Here is a 15,608-nt window from a genome sequence, read left to right on the forward strand (position 1 = left end):
GGGGGTGTCCCGTCGGTCATCGTCCCACAGGTCCCGAAGGGTCTGCCAGACGCCCGGGCCGCGGCCACACCCGCAGCAGCACCATGGCGAGTACGCCGCCCTCGGGGATCGCACCCCCGGACCACGAGTCGCGTCCCTCCAGCGGGTTGTCACGGGTGACCCACCAGCCCTCGGGGGCCAGGTGGTCCAGACGCTTCACCGCGACGATCCCGTCGGCGAACCGGACCACCGCCAGCCGACCGGCGCTGGGGGCGGCCCCGTGCAGCACCAGCAACCGGTCCCTGTCGTGAACCGTGGGCGTCATCGACCGGCCCCGGACCACCGCAAGACCGAGCTGTCTGGGTGTGCGTGCATGAGGAGACCGGCCTCCGGGTAGGAACCGGTGCACGATCCTGCTCATCCGCATCGCGGTCACGTCTACCTCCCTCTGGAGCCGGACTCGCGGTCGGGAGTAGTGTCGCAGCCAGCCAGGCGCCGGAGTCCCAGCGCCGTCCTTGACACATCTGCGAGAGGAACCACCCCGGATGCTGATGAACAAGCTGTTCGCACCGACCATCGAGGTTTCCGCCCACTGCGATCTTCCGTGCGGTGTCTACGACCCGGCCCAGGCCCGCATCGAGGCCGAGTCGATCAAGGCGATCATCGCCAAGGTCGCGGACAACGACGACCCCGACTTCCGCACCCGCGCCATCCTGATCAAGGAGCAGCGCTCCGAGCTGGTCAAGCACCACCTGTGGGTGCTGTGGACCGACTACTTCAAGCCCCCGCACTTCGAGAAGTACCCCCAGCTCCACCAGCTCGTCAACGAGGCCACCAAGCTCGCCGGCGCCTCCGGCACCAAGGGTGAGCTCGACGCCGCCAAGGCCGACGAGCTGCTCGCCAAGATCGACGAGATCGCCGAGATCTTCTGGGCGACCAAGAAGGCCTGAACGAAGTGAAGGCCTTCCAGGTCTGAGGAAGGGCTGAGCCTGCGAAGCCCTGACGCGCGCTTCTTGCGCAACCCGGGCCAGGTCTGAGGAAGGGCTGAGCCTGCGAAGCCCTGACGCACGCTTCTGGCGCAACCCGAGCATGGTCTGAAACAAGGCACCACAGGACGCCGTCCCTCCGCACGTACGTCGCGGACCGGGGCGGCGTCGTGGTTCTCTGCGGGTGCTTGTCCCGACGGAGTGCGGGTACTCCCGCTCCATGAACGGCTCGCCCACCTCACCACCTGCATGACCGGGCTCGTCCGGGCCCCACGCTCCGAGTTCTCACCACCGTCCGAGAGGGTGACGACGGTGGCCTCGGTGCCGGCTGCCCACGTCTACGTCCGGCACATCGCCCCTGAGCACCCCGACGGTGTCGTCCGACTTCGTGACCCCGATCCGGACTGTCCCCAGCGATCCACCGAACAACGGTGGTGGCCGCCGGTGATGCTCTGTCCGAAGTGGATCTCGGCCCACGACTTCGACGTCTTCCACGTCCAGTTCGGCTTCGATGCCTGGTCACCGGAGTCCCTGCGCGATGTCGTCGACGCGGTGCACGCCAAGGGGCGTCCGTTCGTCTACACCGCCCACGACCTGCGCAACCCCCACCACGAGCAGCCGGGGCTGCACGACGCCCAGCTCGAGGTCCTGATCCGGCAGGCAGATGCGGTCCTGACGCTGACACCGGGAGCCGCTGCGGAGATCGAGCGTCGCTGGGGCCGCAACCCCGTCGTCCTCCCCCACCCGCACGTGGTCGAGCTCGAGACCATGGCGCGCGTCGCCCGGGCCGTCCCGGAGAAGCGTTCGACCTTCCGGGTGGGTCTGCACGTGAAGAGCCTGCGGGCGAGCATGGACCCGCTGGCGATCCTGCCGACGCTGGTGCGCACCGTGCGCGACCTCCCCGGCGCGGTCCTCCAGGTCAACGGGCACCGCGACGTCCTCGTGCCCGGCGGTGCCCGGGCCGACGCCGCCCTGACGGCGTACCTGCGCACGGCACAGGGCCGCGGTGAGCTCGAGCTGCACGTCCACGACTTCATGAGTGACGCGCAGCTGTGGGACTACCTCGATTCGCTCGACGTCTCGGTCCTGCCCTACCGGTTCGGGACCCACTCCGGCTGGCTGGAGGCGTGCCGGGACCTCGGCACCGCCGTGGTCGCTCCCACGTGCGGGTTCTTCGCCGAGCAGGGACCGGTGCACGGCTACCACCTCGACGAGGAGCGCTTCGACGAGCGCAGTCTGCGCCAGGCCCTGCACGACGCCTACGACCAGGGTCCGCCCCGGCCCGTCAGCGTCGGGGAACGCCGGCGTGAGCGCGAGCAGGTGGCGCAGGCGCACCGAGCCCTCTACCGGTCGTTGGCATGAGCCGGCGACTGCGCATCTGCGTGATCGCCTCCTCCCGGTTCCCGGTGCGGGAGCCGTTCATGGGAGGTCTCGAGGCGCACACCCACGCCCTGGCACGGGAGCTGCTCCGAGACGGACACCGGGTCAGCCTGTTCGCGGCTCCGGGCTCCGACCCCCGGCTCGGCGCGACGGAGCTGCCGCTGGCCCCGTTCTCGATGAGTCCGGCCGCACGCGCCGACGTGGGGACGACACCCCAGGCGTGGATGGAGGAGCACCACGTCTACCTGGACCTGATGCTGGGCCTCGCCCGCGGCCGCATCGGCCCGTTCGACATCGTGCACAACAACAGCCTGCACCACCTCCCCGTGGCGATGAGCGAGATCATCGACGTACCGGTGCTGACGACGCTGCACACCCCACCGATCCCCTGGTTGGAGTCCGCGCTCCGGTTCGCCGCCGCGGACAGCCGGTTCGTCGCGGTCAGCCGCTGCATGTCGCGGGCCTGGAGCCATGCAGTCGAGCTGGAGGTGATCCACAACGGCGTCGACACCGACTTCTGGCAGGCGGGTCCCGGTGGCGCCGGGATCGTGTGGTCCGGCCGGATCGTGCCCGAGAAGGCGCCCCACGAAGCGCTGGACGCTGCCGCCCTCGCCGGCCTTCCGATCGCCCTCGCGGGCCCCGTGCACGACCCCGCCTACTTCGACCGCGAGGTGGTCCCCCGGCTGCACGGGCGAGCGCGCTACCTGGGGCACCTCGACGCGACCCAGCTCCGAGACCTGCTGGCGTCGGCATCGGTCGCGGTCGTCACCCCGCACTGGGACGAGCCGTTCGGTCTCGTCGCCGCCGAGGCGATGTCGTGCGGCACCCCGGTCGCGGCCTACGACCGCGGCGCCCTCGCGGAGATCGTCGACCCGGAGACCGGTGTGCTCGTGGACGCGGGCGACGTCGAGGGGCTCGCCGCGGCGCTGGTCGATGCCTCGACACGTGACCGGCTCGTCGTACGCCGGCGGATCCACGAGCACTTCTCGCTGACCAGGATGGTCTCGGACTACGTGGCCACCTACCAGCGGATGGCAGGCCTGGCGGTGGCCGGATGATCGGCTACTACGTCCACCACCACGGCCGCGGACACCTCCACCGGGCACAGGCGCTGGCGCAGGCACTGGCGCGGACGACGGGCGAGACCACCACCGGCCTGAGCTCGCTCCCCCGACCGCCCGAGTGGTGCGGTCAATGGCTGGAGCTGCCTCGCGACGACACGGCGCGGCTTCCCGGGGACGTCACCGCAGGCGGCCAGCTGCACTGGGTCCCGTACGGCGACACCGGCCTGCGCGCGAGATCGGCGGCCATCTCGGGCTGGCTGGAGACCGCGCGGCCGCGGCTGGTCGTGGTGGACGTGTCTGTCGAGGCCACGATCCTGGTCCGCCTGCACGGGGTGCCGGTCGTCGCGGTGCTGCTCCCCGGGTTGCGCACCGACCCGGCGCACCTGCTGGGCTACCGAGTGGCGTCGGCGGTGGTGACGTTCTCCCCGCTGGCCGCGAACGAGCTGGTCCCGGGCCTCCCGGACGACATCGCGCGGCGCGTCACCAGCCTCGGGGCCGTCTCCCGGTTTCCTGTCGTCCGCCCGGCCGGTGGCTCCCGCGTCGGCCCCAGCCGCGTACTGGTGCTGCAGGGCCAGGGCGGCGGGCCGTCATTGGCAGCCGGCAGCGCGGAGACACTGCGTGCCCACGCCCCGGACTGGCGCTGGACCGTCATCGGTGGACCGGACAGCTGGGTGGAGGATCCGTCGGCGAGCTTGCGCGAGGCCGACGTCGTGGTGACCAACGCCGGTGAGAGCGCGCTCGCGGACGTCGCCGCCCATCGGCGTCCCGCCGTCGTGATCCCGGCGGCCCGCCCCTTCGGGGAGCAGGAGAGGACGGCGACCCTGCTCAGTCGCGGGGACTGGCCGGTCATCGTGGTGCCCCGGCTCCCCGAGACCGGTGCGGGGGACCTCCTGAAGCGGGCCGCCCGGCTCGACGGCGCCCGGTGGCAGCACTGGTGCGACGGGCTCGCCGCAGACCGCTTCGCGCGCGTGATCGCGGGCGACGAAGCCCTCTCCGGCTCGAGGTCGGTCCGATGAGCGGGGTCGCGGTGGTGACGATCGCTCACGGCCGGCACGCGCACCTCGCCCGTCAGCTGCGCTCCCTCGGGGCCGGGACCCACACCCCGGACCACGTGGTGGTGGCCATGGACGACCCCGTCCTCGAACGGGAGGCTGCCGACGCCGGAGCCCACGTGGTGGGCATGCACGCCGACCCCGAGGCGCTGCCCCTCGCCGCCGCCCGGAACCTCGGCGCCACGGCCGCCCTCGAGCGCGGGGCAGCGACGCTGGTCTTCCTCGACGTCGACTGCCTGGCCGGGGCGACCCTGGTCGCCGGCTACCACCGTGCGGTGAGCCGCTTCCCCGACACGATCTGGTCCGGTCCGGTGACCTACCTGCCCGCGGGGCTCACCGAGGACCAGCTGAGGCACCCCGAGGAGCACGACGCCCCGCATCCGGCTCGCCCCGCACCGGGAGCCGGCGAGCTCGTGCACGGCGCTGATCCGGACCTGTTCTGGTCCTTGTCCTTCGCCCTGCACCGGGACGCGTGGCTGCACGGTGGCGGGTTCTGCGAGGCCTACGTCGGCTACGGGGGCGAGGACACGGACTTCGCCCGCCAGGCGGAGCAGCGCGGGCTGCGGTTCGGGTGGACCGGCGACGCGCGTGCCTACCACCAGCACCACCGAACCCAGGAACCTCCGGTGCAGCACCTCCACGACATCGTGCGCAACGCCACCCTCTTCCACCAGCGCTGGGGCAGGTGGCCGATGCTCGGCTGGCTCCACGCCTTCGAGGAGCTCGGTCTCGTCGCCCGGACCGACCTCGGCTGGCAGCCACTGACCGGGCCGGGCGCCCACTCACACCAAGCGTCGAACCGGGCGTCGAACCGGGCGTCGAACCGGGCGTCGAACCGGGGGGCACAGGCTGCCCGGACAGCGGCATCCGTGGACCCTGCACACGGCGGGACCTTCGGCACTAGTCTGTGTGCCACTCAGCCCCCTTCCCCGAGGACAGCCACGTGAGCTCCAACCCCGACGTCGAACTGCGTCTCCCTGCCGAGAGCGCCTACGTCGCCGTGCTGCGCATGACGACAGCCGGCCTCGCTGCACGGCTCGACTTCACCCTCGACGACATCGAGGACCTGCGCATGGCGGTGGGAGAAGCCTGCGCCCTGGTCCTGGAGCACTCCGACCCCGAAGGCGACCTGCATGCCACCTTCGACCTCAGTGACGGGTCGATCCGCGTGGCGGTCTCCGCGGACACCCTGGAGGACGCCGACCCCGACCAGCACAGCTTCGGCTGGCAGGTCCTCAGCGCCCTGACCAGCGACGTACGGTCCAGCCGTCAGGGGCGGCTGCGCTGGGTCTCGTTCACGGTGCGCTCAAGCATCGCGGCCTGAACGTGTCCGACCCTGTATCCGACTCCACCGAGGAGTCGCCTCGCGAGCTGCTCGGCGGCTCCGGCCCTCGCCGTCGTACGCCGCTGACCGCTCGCCAGATCTCGACGCGCGAGCAGAGCCATGCCCTGTTCACCGAGCTCACGGATCCCGCCACCTCCGAGGAGCGCCGGCTGGTGTGCCGCGACGAGCTGGTCCGGCTGCACCTGCCGCTCGTGGACCACTGCGCCCGCAGGTTCATCAACCGTGGCGAACCGCTCGACGACCTGATCCAGGTCGGCACGATCGGGCTGATCAAGTCCGTGGACCGGTTCGACACTGCTCGCGGCGTGGAGTTCTCCACCTATGCCACGCCCACGATCCTCGGCGAGATCAAGCGCTACTTCCGCGACAAGGGCTGGGCGATCCGCGTCCCCCGGCGGTTGCAGGAGCTGCGGATGTCGATCGGGGCGATCACCGGCGAGATGGCCCAGGACCTCGGTCGCTCCCCCACGCCGCGTGAGATCGCCGACAAGCTGGAGATCACCGTGGAGGAGGTGATGGAGGGCCTCGAGTCCGCCAACGCCTACACCACGCTGTCCCTCGACGCCGGGGACAGCGACGACGAGGGGCAGGGCAACACCATGCTCGACACGCTGGGCAGCGAGGACGAGTCGCTCGCCCACGTGGAGCTCCGCGAGTCGATCAAGCCCCTGATCGAGCAGCTGCCGTCCCGCGAGAAGCGGATCCTGCTGCTGCGGTTCTTCCGGGGCATGACGCAGTCCCAGATCGCCGAGGAGATCGGCGTCTCACAGATGCACGTCTCGCGGCTGCTCAACCGCACCCTCGCGCAGCTGCGCACCTCGCTGAGCGAGGTCAGCTAGGCCCGTCGGAGGCCTCGAAGAGCGCCTCGATCGACCGCCGGTGGAGCAGCCCGCCGAGCGCGACGACGGCGAGCACCAGCAACCCGACCGCCACCCAGGTCGTGTCGCCGCCACGGAAGTTCCACGCGAGCCCGAGGCAGATGATCTGGGTCAGCATCACCGGCCCCCGCGCCCACGTCCGCACCCGGCTCAGCCCCCAGGCGCACCCGGCCAGTCCGGCCCCGAACACGAGGAACAGCAACGCGGTGGTCAGCCCCATCACGAGCCTGTCGCTGTCGAGGCTGAACAGCTCGGCCACGCCGAAACCGAAGGTCAGCAGGCCTTCGACCAGCGTGATTGCCGCGGCGGCCACAAGGGGCCCCGGAGTACCATGGAAGGGGTACGGCGACCTCGTCGAGGGATCTGGTTCAGACCCCTCGCCCCGAGGCCGGAGATGGGATTCACTCACGACCGAAAGCCTATTCCGTCGCTCTCTGTGACCAACCTGACGATCCGAAGGGCTTGTCATCGAGGCGCAGAGTTGCGACGATCATTTTGTTGCGTTTGCGGTAGACGATGCGCGCGCGCACCACAATCACCCTTTCCGTTCCCCCTCTCACCTTGGGGTCCGGCCCACATCGTGAAATCATTCACTAGCTAGAGTTCGGAGTTCCCCAATCATGGATTGGCGTCACCGCTCCGCGTGCCTCGACGAGGACCCGGAATTGTTCTTCCCGATCGGCAACACCGGTCCTGCGATCCTGCAGATCGAGGAGGCCAAGCAGGTGTGCCGCAGGTGCGACGTGCGCGAGCAGTGTCTCGCCTGGGCCCTCGAGGCCGGCCAGGACCACGGCGTGTGGGGCGGACTCAGCGAGGACGAGCGTCGCGCGCTGAAGCGGCGCAACGCCCGGGCCCGGGTCCGCACCGCCTGAGGCGGCCTCCCCTACCCCTACTCGGACGCACGGCAGTGGCGGTCAGCGCGGCTGGCCGGCAACGTTCGGCACCACGACCGCGACCCGCGTTCCGGGGCCGTCACCGCGCGCCCCGAGGGTGATCTCACCGCCGAGCTCGGCGACGAGCGTGCTCACGATGGACAGCCCCAGGCTCGAGGCCTTCTCGAGGTCGAAGCCGGTGGGCAGCCCCACGCCGTCGTCCTCGATGACCAGGCGCAGGCCGTCCCCGTCGCGGGCGCACGAGATCTCGATCAGCCCGCCGTGCTCGGCGTCGAAGGCGTGCTCGACCGCGTTCTGGATCAGCTCGGTGTAGACCATCGCCAGCGGCGTCGCGGCGTCCGAGCTGATCGCACCGAACGACCCGGTACGCCGCGTGCGGATCGGGACCCCCTGCGACCCGACGTCGGTCACCAGCCGGGTGAGCCGGTCCGTGACGTCATCGAAGTCGACAGTCTCGTCGAAGGCCTGGCTCAGGGTCTCGTGGACGACCGCGATCGCCCCGACCCGGCGTACCGCCTCCTCGAGCGCGACCCGCCCCTCGGGGATGCCGATGCGTCGCGCCTGCAGCCGGAGCAGCGCAGCCACCGTCTGCAGGTTGTTCTTCACGCGGTGGTGGATCTCGCGGATGGTCGCGTCCTTGGTGACCAGCTCCCGCTCGCGACGCCGCAGCTCGGTCACGTCGCGCAGCAGCACCAGCCCTCCGGTGTGCTCCCCCTCGGGACTGAGCGGGATCGCCCGGAGCACCACGGTGGCGAGCGCGCTCCCGAGCTCGGTGTCCCGGGGGATCCTCCCGCCGAGCACGGCACTGATCGTCTCCTCGTCCGCGCGCATGGCCGGAGGGATCAGCCCCCGGGTGACATCGGCGAGCGACTGGCCGCTGAGGTCACCGGTCAGGCCGAGCTTGCGGTAGACCGAGAGCGCGTTCGGGCTCGCGTAGGTCACCCTCCCGGTGGCGTCCACGCGGATGAAGCCGTCCCCGACGCGGGCGGTGTCGGCATGGTCCGAGCGCTCCCCGGGGAACGGGAAGCTGCCGCGGCTGATCATCTGCGAGAGCTCGCTGGCGGTCTGCAGGTAGGAGAGCTCCAGCCGGCTCGGCGTACGCACGCCCTGGAGGTTGGTGTTGCGCGCCACCACCGCGATCAGCCGGTCACCGCGCCGTACCGGGATCGCCTCGACCCGCACGGGCACGTCGTCGCGCCACTCCGGGTCGCCCTCGCGCGCGATCCGGCCGTCGCGCAGCGCCATGTCCAGCAGGGGCCGCTTGCCGGCCTCCATGAACGAGCCGACGATGTCGTCGACGAACGCGGTCGGCCCGGTGGTGGGGCGCATCTGGCCACCGGCCCAGTACCCCGACCCGTCGCGCGCCGGCAGCCACAGCACCAGGTCGGCGAAGCTCAGGTCGGCGACGATCTGCCAGTCCGCCAGCAGCAAAGAGAGCCACTCCACGTCCTCGGCGGAGAGGTCGGTGTGGACCCGGGCGAGCTCCTGGAGGGACGGCACCGGCTCAGCCTACGGATCCCGGCACAACTGCACGCTCGGCGGGCTACGGACCCGCTAACCTCGCGTCATGACGCAGGCACCTGAGCAGGACACCGACCCGCAGACCACCTCCGAGGCCGGGGGCGCCGTCGAGGCGCACTCGGGGCAGCACGCGGTCGCGGTCGCACGGGCACACGGTGTCGAGGCGATGTTCACCCTCTCGGGCGCCCACGTCTTCCCGATGTACGACGGAGCAGTGACCGCCGACCCGCAGATGCGGATCATCGACGTGCGCCACGAGCAGACGGCTGCGTTCGCCGCGGAGGCGACGGGCAAGCTGACCCGCAAGCCGGGGCTGGCCGTGCTGACCGCAGGGCCGGGCGTCACCAACGGGGTGAGCGCGATCGCGCAGGCCCAGTTCAACGGCTCCCCGCTCGTGGTGGTCGGCGGACGCGCTCCGGCCAACCGCTGGGGCATGGGCTCGCTGCAGGAGCTCGACCAGCCGCCGATCATGGCGCCGGTCTCGAAGCTCTCGCGCACGATCCACACCGCCGGCGAGGTGGCCGAGGGCATCCACGAGGCGTTCACCGTCGCGGGCTCCTCGCACCGGGGGCCGGTCTTCGTCGACATCCCGATGGACGAGTTCTTCAACTCGTCCACCTCCACCAGGCCGGCCGTCGGACCCCGTCGCGGCGCCGAGCCCGACGGCGACGTGATCTCCGACATCGCCGAGCTGCTGGGGCAGGCGCAGCGTCCCGTCCTGGTGATGGGTACCGACGTCTGGGCCGACGGCGGCGAGGAGGCCGCGCTGCGCCTGGTCGAGGAGACCGGCATCCCGGCGATCACCAACGGGATGGGCCGCGGGGTCATCCCCGGAGGGCACCCGCTGCTCGTCACCAAGGCCCGCGGCGTGGCGCTGGGCGGTGCCGACCTCGTCGTCGTCGCCGGCACGCCCCTGGACTTCCGCCTCGGGTACGGCGTCTTCGGCGGCAAGGAGGGAGCCGTGCCCGCGCGCGTCGTACACCTCGCCGACTCCCCCGGTCAGCTCTCCGCGCACGCCGACCTGGCCGCGCAGGCCTCCGGTGACATGACCCTGATCCTGGACGGCCTGCGGGAGGCCGTTGCGGGCCTGGTCCGGCGGCCCGACTGGGCCGCGTGGGTCGCCAAGCTGCAGGACACCGCGAAGGCTGCCGCCGCGCGCGACGCCGAGCTGCTCAGCGCCACCGCCGACCCGATCCACCCTGCCCGGATCTACGGTGAGCTCGTCCCCCGCCTGGCCGAGGACGCGATCGTCATCGGCGACGGCGGCGACTTCGTCTCCTTCGCCGGCAAGTTCGTCGAGCCCAAGCGCCCCGGTGGGTGGCTCGACCCGGGCCCCTACGGCTGCCTCGGCGCCGGCCTCGGCGCGGCCATCGCGGCGCGCCTGGCCCGGCCCTCCGCGCAGGTCGTGCTGCTGTACGGCGACGGCGCCGCGGGCATGTCCCTCATGGACGTGGACACCCTGGTCCGGCACAACCTCCCGGTCGTGATGATCTGCGGCAACAACTCGGCCTGGGGGCTGGAGAAGCAGCCGATGCAGATGCTCTACGGGTACGACGTGGCCGCCGACCTCGCGCCGGGAACCCGCTACGACGAGGTGGTCAAGGCGCTCGGTGGCGGTGGCGAGACCGTCACCGACCCCCGCGAGATCGGCCCGGCCATCGACCGCGCCTTCGCCGCGAACGTGCCCTACCTGGTCAACGTGATCACCGACGTGAACGCGGCCTACCCGCGCAACACGTTCGGCATCTGACGCCGGGCCCGGGCATGGAGATCCGCCGGGTGCTGGACGCGGAGCTCGAGGAGGTCGGCCGGCTCACCGCTCAGGTGTACCTCGACGACGGGTTCCTCACCGAGGGCGACGAGTACGTCCACGAGCTCCTCGACACGGCTCGCCGTGCCCGGGAGGCGGAGGTCTGGGTCGCCGTCGACGAGGGCGGGCTGCTCGGGTCGGTGACGTTCTGCCCGGTCGGGTCGGCGTACCGCGAGATCGGTCGCGGCGGCGAGGGCGAGTTCCGGATGCTCGCCGTCAGCCCCGCGGCACGCGGCCTCGGGGTCGGCCGGGCGCTGGTCGAGCTGTGCCTGGAACGCTCCCGCGCCCTGGGGTACACGGGTGTCCGGATGTCCACGATGGACAAGATGACCGCGGCCCACCGGGTCTACCAGCGGCTCGGCTTCACCCGGGTCCCGGAGGACGACTGGTCGCCCAGCCCCGGGGTGCTGCTGCTCGCCTACGAGCTCCCGCTGACGACGGACTGAGTCCCCTCAGCGAGGGTCGGGCGCGGGGACGCGCGACATGAACTTCTCCGCGTCGACCACCACCCGGGTCACCTCGCCGGAGCCGACGAGCCTGCCGCCCTGGCGCGCGGCCACCGTGAACCTGGCCAGCCGCCCGTCCACGTGCACCACGCTCGCCGTGATCTCGACCGTGCTGCCCACCGGCGACGGCGCCGTGTGCTCGAGCGTCACCCGGGTGCCGACGCTGGTCTGGCTCTCCTCCAGCGCCGGGGCGATCGCCGCACACGTGGCAGCCTCGCACCACGCGAGCAGCCGCGGGGTGCCCAGCACCGGCAGGCTGCCGGAGCCGACCGCTGCCGCGGTGTCGTCGTCGCCGACGGTGCGCTCCAGCGTCGCCGCGAGCCCGGCGGCGAGCGGCGCGGCGGCGCTCACGAGAGCGCCGGCTCGAAGGTGGAGACCCGGCCCCCGGACTCCTCGATGGTGACGGCCCCGAAGCTGATGTAGGTGGCCAGCTGCCCGTCGTAGGGGTGGTAGAGCCCGGTGCCGCCGGTGGCGGCGAACGCGAGCGCGATCAGGTCACGCACCTGCTCCTCGTCCAGCTTCAGCGGCGAGGAGCTCAGCGCCGGGACCTGGTGCTCGACCCCGAAGGTGCGCACCTCGACGGCCGTCGCTCGCAGGTGCTCGGCGATGGTCTCGTTGTCCCAGGCCCAGACGAAGCTGCTCACCTTGCTGTTCCAGGAGGCGAGGATCTGGGCGGGGGCGGAGACGACCCGGTCCTCGAAGGCCCACCTGATCGTGCCGGTGGCCTGGTCGAGGACCCAGCGCTGCGCCGTACCGAGGCCCCACCGCTCGGCGTGCGCCTGGGTGGTCAGGTCGATCAGTTCGCGGCCCCGCAGCAGGAGCGACTCGAGTTCCATGGAGACATCCAAACATCATTCGAGCCCCGGACCGTGGGTCCGGGGCTCGAATGGATGGTTACTGGGCCTGAGCCAGGCTCAGGCGTTGGGGCGCTTGCCGTGGTTCGCTGCCTTCTTCTTGCGAGCGCGGCGCTTGCGGCCTGTCTTGCCCATGAGGTCCTCCTACGTCGACGGCTCCGTGGAGTCTCCCTCGAAGCGAGACTCATCTTCTCATCGAGGCCGGGCAGAAGCGAAATCGGCGGTCTCGGCCCACTCAGTCCTGGGGGCTGATCCGGATCTGGACCTGCTTGATCGTGAGCTGCACCCGCTGGCGCAACGCCATTGGGGCGACCTCGGTGCAGGACCGGGCGACCAGGCTCTTGACCGTGCGCTCGAGGTCGTAGCGGGCCAGGCAGGGGCCGCACTCGTCGAGGTGGTGCTGGATCTCGGCGCACCCGGCGGCGTCCAGCTCGTTGTCGAGGAAGAAGAACACCCGCCCGAGGACCTCGGAGCAGTCCGCGTCGGGCAGCGGAGGGTTCGTCTCGGGTGCTCCGGCTCCCTCGGTGGGGCCGCCGCTCATCGTGAGCCCCCCTTCGATCCGCTCGGGAGCAGGTCGTGCTCGCGCACGTAGCCGGTGAGCATCTCGCGCAGCTGGCGCCGTCCGCGGTGGAGCCGGGACATCACGGTGCCGATCGGCGTCTCCATGATCTCGGCGATCTCCTTGTACGGGAAACCCTCGACGTCCGCGAGGTAGACCGCGAGCCGGAAGTCCTCGGGGAGTCGCTGCAGGGCGTCCTTGACGTCGGAGTCGGGGAGGTGCTCCAGCGCCTCCATCTCCGCGGACTTCAAGCCACGGGAGGAGTGCGACTCGGCGCGGGCCAGCTGCCAGTCCTCGACGTCCTCGGCCATCGACTGCTGCGGCTCGCGCTGCTTCTTGCGGTAGGTGTTGATGAACGTGTTCGTCAGGATGCGGTAGAGCCACGCCTTGAGGTTCGTGCCCGGCCGGAACTGGTGGAAGGACCCGTAGGCCTTGGCGAAGGTCTCCTGGACGAGGTCCTCGGCGTCGGCCGGGTTGCGGGTCATCCGCATGGCGGCGGAGTACAGCTGGTCCAGGAACGGCAGCGCGTCGCGCTCGAAGCGCGCCTGGCGGTCGACCTCGCTCTCGGTGGCGGGATCGATGTCAGCGGGGTCGACGTCGACGAGGCCCAGGGCCTCGATTTCAGAATCACTCATCGTTCCCCAGACTACCGGGGTCTGCTCATCGACAGGTCGGTCGAGTGTGTCGAGCACGGGCATCTCCTCCAGACGCAATCTCCACTCCCAACGCAGCGTCAGCCGTTTCGATTCCCCGCGACCTCACGCACCACCCACTCCAGAGTCGCCTCCAGAACGACGGCCAGCGCGTCGGCCTGGCTCACCGGGGCCGACTTCGGCACCTTCATCGAGTGGTCGGCAGCGGGTACGACGGCCAGGTCCACGCCCGCCGGGAACTCCGCCGGAGTGCCGAAGGGGTCCCGCTCCCCCTGCACGACCAGCACCGGGACCCTGGCGCCCTGGAGCTCCGGAATCCGTGACTTCTCCGGCTTGCCCGGAGGGTGGAGCGGGAACGAGAGCGCCAGCACCCCCCGCGCCCCGACGGTGCGCCCGATCCGGCACGCCGAGCGGGCACCGGCGCTGCGGCCACCCAGGACCAGCGGGCTGCGGGTGCGCATGCTGTTGAGCACGGCGCGGTAGCACTCGTCGATCGCGGGCGGTGGCGGTGCGAGCCGCTGGCCCGCCACCCGCCACGGCATCTCCACCAGGGTCACCGAGATGTCCTGCTGCGGGAGCGTGCGCGCCAGCCTGACCAGGTCGGGCGCGTCGATCCCCCCGCCCGCCCCGTGGGTGAGCACCACGGTGGCGATCGGCCGCTTGGCCCGGCGTACGACGAGCCGCGCCTCGCCCCGGGGAGTGGGCACCATCCGCTCGATCGGCATCAGCTCTCGCCTTCCAGTGGCAGCGGCACCACGAGCTCGGGACCGTTGTTCTTCACGTTCGAGACCAGTGGCGCGACCGGGAACGCCTCCAGCCTGCCGGGCGCGGCCGGCTCCAGCAGCCCGAGCAGGTCGCTCTTGTCGTGGTGGCGCGGGTCCAGCCACTCGTCGTACCGGTCGGGGGTCAGCATCAACGGCATCCGGTCGTGGATGTGGCCCAGCGAGTCCTCGGCGGCGGTGGTCAGCACGGTGCAGGTCCAGCGGAACCGGGTCGGGTCGTCGTCGGCCTTCGCAGGGTCGCGCCAGATCTCGTAGAGCCCGGCCATGGCGAGCACCCCGCCGTCCCGGGGCCGGATGAAGTACGGCTGCTTGCGCGGCTTGCCCGCCTTGGTCTTCTCCTCGGTGGGGTACCACTCGTAGTAGCCGTCCGCCGGCAGGATCGTGCGTCGCTTCTCGAACGCCCGGCGGTAGGCGGGCTTCTCCGCGACGGTCTCCATGCGGGCGTTGATCATCCGGTTCCCGACGGCCGGGTCCTTGGCCCAGAACGGGACCAGCCCCCAGGTGAGCACCCGCAGCTGCCGCTCGGGCACCGCCTCTGGGCCAGCACCCGCATCTCCGCTCGGAGGGCGCTCGACGACGGCGTACACCTCCTTGGTGGGGGCGACGTTGTAGTCGGGCTCGAGGTGCGGGAGGTCCGGGTTGCGGATCTCGAACTCCTCCACGAGGTCCTCGGGCTGCCTGCTCGAGGCGTAGCGACCACACATGCGGCCAAGGCTAGTGCCGCACGGGCAGCCGGGTCGCCGCGTCGGTGTCCGGAACCGGCAGCACCCTGGTTGAGCCGTCGGACATCGGGGTATTGGTGAAGCCATGACTGCCACTCGCCTGCTCGCCCGCCCCCTGCTCGCGTCCGTCTTCGTGGTCGGTGGCGTGGGCACGTTGAAGAACGCACCCGCCGTCGCCGCCAAGGCGAAGCCGGCCATCGACCGCTTCCGGCCGATGGTCGCGAAGGCTGCCCCGCAGCTGCCGATCCCCGAGGACAGCGTGACGCTGGTCCGGATCAACGCCGCCGCGCAGATCTTCGCCGCCGTGGCGCTCGCCCGTGGCCGGGCACCCCGCCTGTCCAGCACGGTCCTCGCTGCCTCGCTGCTGCCCACCACCGTCTTGGGACACCCGTTCTGGCAGGAGTCCGACCCGGTCGCGAAGGCGCACCAGCGCCAGGACTTCTTCAAGAACCTCTCCGTGCTCGGTGGGCTCTTCCTCGCCGCGGTCGACACCGAGGGCCGGCCGGGAATCGCCTGGCGCGCCCGGCACGGTGCGACCTCGGTACGCCGCGAGGCCAGGCACCTCGGCCGCGAGGCCAAGCTGCAGGCCAAGGTCGCAGCGAAGTCGATGGGCCAATAGCCTCG

Annotated in this window: 21 protein-coding genes; 11 read left to right on the forward strand and 10 right to left on the reverse strand. The window is 71.3% G+C overall.

The features are described 5' to 3' along the window. Positions 1 to 16: 16 nt before the first annotated feature. Positions 17 to 388, reverse strand: coding sequence for a S24 family peptidase (locus AC4BGC_RS13325; protein WP_490557185.1), 372 nt, complete (start codon positions 386 to 388; stop codon positions 17 to 19). A 136-nt stretch (positions 389 to 524) separates the two neighbouring features. Between AC4BGC_RS13325 and sodN the strand changes: the two genes are divergently transcribed. From sodN to AC4BGC_RS13360, 7 genes are all read left to right on the forward strand, one after another. Further along, a complete protein-coding gene (gene sodN / locus AC4BGC_RS13330; RefSeq protein ID WP_490556215.1) occupies positions 525 to 929 on the forward strand; it encodes a superoxide dismutase, Ni in 405 nt (134 codons plus the stop codon). A gap of 339 nt (positions 930 to 1,268) precedes the next feature. Then, on the forward strand, positions 1,269 to 2,327 hold the full coding sequence (locus AC4BGC_RS13335; RefSeq protein WP_490556216.1) for a glycosyltransferase: 1,059 nt from the start codon (positions 1,269 to 1,271) through the stop codon (positions 2,325 to 2,327). Continuing rightward, a complete protein-coding gene (locus AC4BGC_RS13340; protein WP_490556217.1) occupies positions 2,324 to 3,403 on the forward strand; it encodes a glycosyltransferase in 1,080 nt (359 codons plus the stop codon). Before AC4BGC_RS13335 ends, AC4BGC_RS13340 begins: the two co-directional genes overlap by 4 nt. Then, the gene (locus AC4BGC_RS13345) at positions 3,400 to 4,425 is read left to right on the forward strand and encodes a glycosyltransferase family protein (RefSeq protein WP_490556218.1); all 1,026 of its coding nucleotides are present in this window, start codon (positions 3,400 to 3,402) and stop codon (positions 4,423 to 4,425) included. Before AC4BGC_RS13340 ends, AC4BGC_RS13345 begins: the two co-directional genes overlap by 4 nt. Then, the gene (locus AC4BGC_RS13350; protein ID WP_490556219.1) at positions 4,422 to 5,408 is read left to right on the forward strand and encodes a glycosyltransferase family 2 protein; all 987 of its coding nucleotides are present in this window, start codon (positions 4,422 to 4,424) and stop codon (positions 5,406 to 5,408) included. The genes AC4BGC_RS13345 and AC4BGC_RS13350 overlap by 4 nt, the downstream gene beginning before the upstream one ends. After that, positions 5,405 to 5,785, forward strand: a complete 381-nt coding sequence (locus tag AC4BGC_RS13355; protein WP_490547929.1) for an ATP-binding protein — start codon at positions 5,405 to 5,407, stop codon at positions 5,783 to 5,785. The genes AC4BGC_RS13350 and AC4BGC_RS13355 overlap by 4 nt, the downstream gene beginning before the upstream one ends. Positions 5,786 to 5,787: 2 nt before the next feature. After that, positions 5,788 to 6,645: an RNA polymerase sigma factor SigF gene (locus AC4BGC_RS13360; protein WP_490547928.1), complete on the forward strand. Its 858-nt coding sequence runs from the start codon at positions 5,788 to 5,790 to the stop codon at positions 6,643 to 6,645. Here AC4BGC_RS13360 and AC4BGC_RS13365 read toward each other — a convergent pair. After that, positions 6,638 to 6,997: a hypothetical protein gene (locus tag AC4BGC_RS13365; protein WP_490556220.1), complete on the reverse strand. Its 360-nt coding sequence runs from the start codon at positions 6,995 to 6,997 to the stop codon at positions 6,638 to 6,640. The genes AC4BGC_RS13360 and AC4BGC_RS13365 overlap by 8 nt on opposite strands. Before the next feature lie 307 nt (positions 6,998 to 7,304). Between AC4BGC_RS13365 and AC4BGC_RS13370 the strand changes: the two genes are divergently transcribed. Continuing rightward, complete coding sequence (locus AC4BGC_RS13370) at positions 7,305 to 7,556, forward strand: WhiB family transcriptional regulator (RefSeq protein ID WP_027863177.1); 252 nt, start codon at positions 7,305 to 7,307, stop codon at positions 7,554 to 7,556. A 42-nt stretch (positions 7,557 to 7,598) separates the two neighbouring features. Here the strand turns inward: AC4BGC_RS13370 and AC4BGC_RS13375 are convergent, their stop codons facing one another. Then, a complete protein-coding gene (locus AC4BGC_RS13375; protein ID WP_490547926.1) occupies positions 7,599 to 9,077 on the reverse strand; it encodes a sensor histidine kinase in 1,479 nt (492 codons plus the stop codon). 67 nt (positions 9,078 to 9,144) lie between these two features. Here AC4BGC_RS13375 and AC4BGC_RS13380 point away from each other — a divergent pair, with 67 nt between their 5' ends. Continuing rightward, the gene (locus AC4BGC_RS13380) at positions 9,145 to 10,848 is read left to right on the forward strand and encodes an acetolactate synthase (RefSeq protein ID WP_490556221.1); all 1,704 of its coding nucleotides are present in this window, start codon (positions 9,145 to 9,147) and stop codon (positions 10,846 to 10,848) included. A gap of 14 nt (positions 10,849 to 10,862) precedes the next feature. Then, positions 10,863 to 11,354 carry a GNAT family N-acetyltransferase gene (locus AC4BGC_RS13385; protein WP_490556222.1) on the forward strand — a complete coding sequence of 164 codons (492 nt, stop codon included), beginning with the start codon at positions 10,863 to 10,865 and terminating at the stop codon, positions 11,352 to 11,354. A 6-nt stretch (positions 11,355 to 11,360) separates the two neighbouring features. On the opposite strand, the gene AC4BGC_RS13390 is transcribed toward AC4BGC_RS13385, so the two are convergent. The 7 genes from AC4BGC_RS13390 to AC4BGC_RS13420 form a co-directional block, all read right to left on the reverse strand. Continuing rightward, positions 11,361 to 11,765: a thioesterase family protein gene (locus AC4BGC_RS13390; protein ID WP_490556223.1), complete on the reverse strand. Its 405-nt coding sequence runs from the start codon at positions 11,763 to 11,765 to the stop codon at positions 11,361 to 11,363. Then, positions 11,762 to 12,250, reverse strand: coding sequence for a DUF6882 domain-containing protein (locus AC4BGC_RS13395; RefSeq protein ID WP_490547922.1), 489 nt, complete (start codon positions 12,248 to 12,250; stop codon positions 11,762 to 11,764). Before AC4BGC_RS13395 ends, AC4BGC_RS13390 begins: the two co-directional genes overlap by 4 nt. Before the next feature lie 78 nt (positions 12,251 to 12,328). Further along, entirely contained in the window at positions 12,329 to 12,403 is a 75-nt protein-coding gene (locus AC4BGC_RS13400) for a 50S ribosomal protein bL37 (RefSeq protein WP_371863162.1), read from the reverse strand. A 100-nt stretch (positions 12,404 to 12,503) separates the two neighbouring features. Beyond that, positions 12,504 to 12,809: a mycothiol system anti-sigma-R factor gene (gene rsrA / locus AC4BGC_RS13405; protein ID WP_490556224.1), complete on the reverse strand. Its 306-nt coding sequence runs from the start codon at positions 12,807 to 12,809 to the stop codon at positions 12,504 to 12,506. Continuing rightward, entirely contained in the window at positions 12,806 to 13,462 is a 657-nt protein-coding gene (locus AC4BGC_RS13410; RefSeq protein WP_490547920.1) for a sigma-70 family RNA polymerase sigma factor, read from the reverse strand. The genes rsrA and AC4BGC_RS13410 overlap by 4 nt, the downstream gene beginning before the upstream one ends. Positions 13,463 to 13,560: 98 nt before the next feature. Further along, positions 13,561 to 14,205 (reverse strand): alpha/beta hydrolase family protein, encoded by a 645-nt coding sequence (locus AC4BGC_RS13415; RefSeq protein ID WP_490556225.1) that lies wholly within the window; start codon positions 14,203 to 14,205, stop codon positions 13,561 to 13,563. Next, entirely contained in the window at positions 14,205 to 14,966 is a 762-nt protein-coding gene (locus AC4BGC_RS13420) for an SOS response-associated peptidase (RefSeq protein WP_490547918.1), read from the reverse strand. Before AC4BGC_RS13420 ends, AC4BGC_RS13415 begins: the two co-directional genes overlap by 1 nt. A 103-nt stretch (positions 14,967 to 15,069) precedes the next feature. Between AC4BGC_RS13420 and AC4BGC_RS13425 the strand changes: the two genes are divergently transcribed. After that, entirely contained in the window at positions 15,070 to 15,603 is a 534-nt protein-coding gene (locus AC4BGC_RS13425) for a DoxX family membrane protein (protein ID WP_490547917.1), read from the forward strand. Positions 15,604 to 15,608 lie beyond the last annotated feature (5 nt).

This window comes from Nocardioides sp. Z38_18, assembly GCF_058215695.1.

What these genes read in the sequence shown, in the direction of transcription:
- sodN (WP_490556215.1), top strand. Translation starts at nt 525, where the DNA reads ATGCTGATGAACAAGCTGTTCGCACCGACCATCGAGGTTTCCGCCCAC.
- AC4BGC_RS13340 (WP_490556217.1), top strand. Translation starts at nt 2,324, where the DNA reads ATGAGCCGGCGACTGCGCATCTGCGTGATCGCCTCCTCCCGGTTCCCG.
- AC4BGC_RS13345 (WP_490556218.1), top strand. Translation starts at nt 3,400, where the DNA reads ATGATCGGCTACTACGTCCACCACCACGGCCGCGGACACCTCCACCGG.
- AC4BGC_RS13350 (WP_490556219.1), top strand. Translation starts at nt 4,422, where the DNA reads ATGAGCGGGGTCGCGGTGGTGACGATCGCTCACGGCCGGCACGCGCAC.
- AC4BGC_RS13370 (WP_027863177.1), top strand. Translation starts at nt 7,305, where the DNA reads ATGGATTGGCGTCACCGCTCCGCGTGCCTCGACGAGGACCCGGAATTG.
- AC4BGC_RS13380 (WP_490556221.1), top strand. Translation starts at nt 9,145, where the DNA reads ATGACGCAGGCACCTGAGCAGGACACCGACCCGCAGACCACCTCCGAG.
- AC4BGC_RS13385 (WP_490556222.1), top strand. Translation starts at nt 10,863, where the DNA reads ATGGAGATCCGCCGGGTGCTGGACGCGGAGCTCGAGGAGGTCGGCCGG.
- AC4BGC_RS13395 (WP_490547922.1), bottom strand. Translation starts at nt 12,250, where the DNA reads ATGGAACTCGAGTCGCTCCTGCTGCGGGGCCGCGAACTGATCGACCTG.
- rsrA (WP_490556224.1), bottom strand. Translation starts at nt 12,809, where the DNA reads ATGAGCGGCGGCCCCACCGAGGGAGCCGGAGCACCCGAGACGAACCCT.
- AC4BGC_RS13410 (WP_490547920.1), bottom strand. Translation starts at nt 13,462, where the DNA reads ATGAGTGATTCTGAAATCGAGGCCCTGGGCCTCGTCGACGTCGACCCC.
- AC4BGC_RS13415 (WP_490556225.1), bottom strand. Translation starts at nt 14,205, where the DNA reads ATGCCGATCGAGCGGATGGTGCCCACTCCCCGGGGCGAGGCGCGGCTC.
- AC4BGC_RS13420 (WP_490547918.1), bottom strand. Translation starts at nt 14,966, where the DNA reads ATGTGTGGTCGCTACGCCTCGAGCAGGCAGCCCGAGGACCTCGTGGAG.
- AC4BGC_RS13425 (WP_490547917.1), top strand. Translation starts at nt 15,070, where the DNA reads ATGACTGCCACTCGCCTGCTCGCCCGCCCCCTGCTCGCGTCCGTCTTC.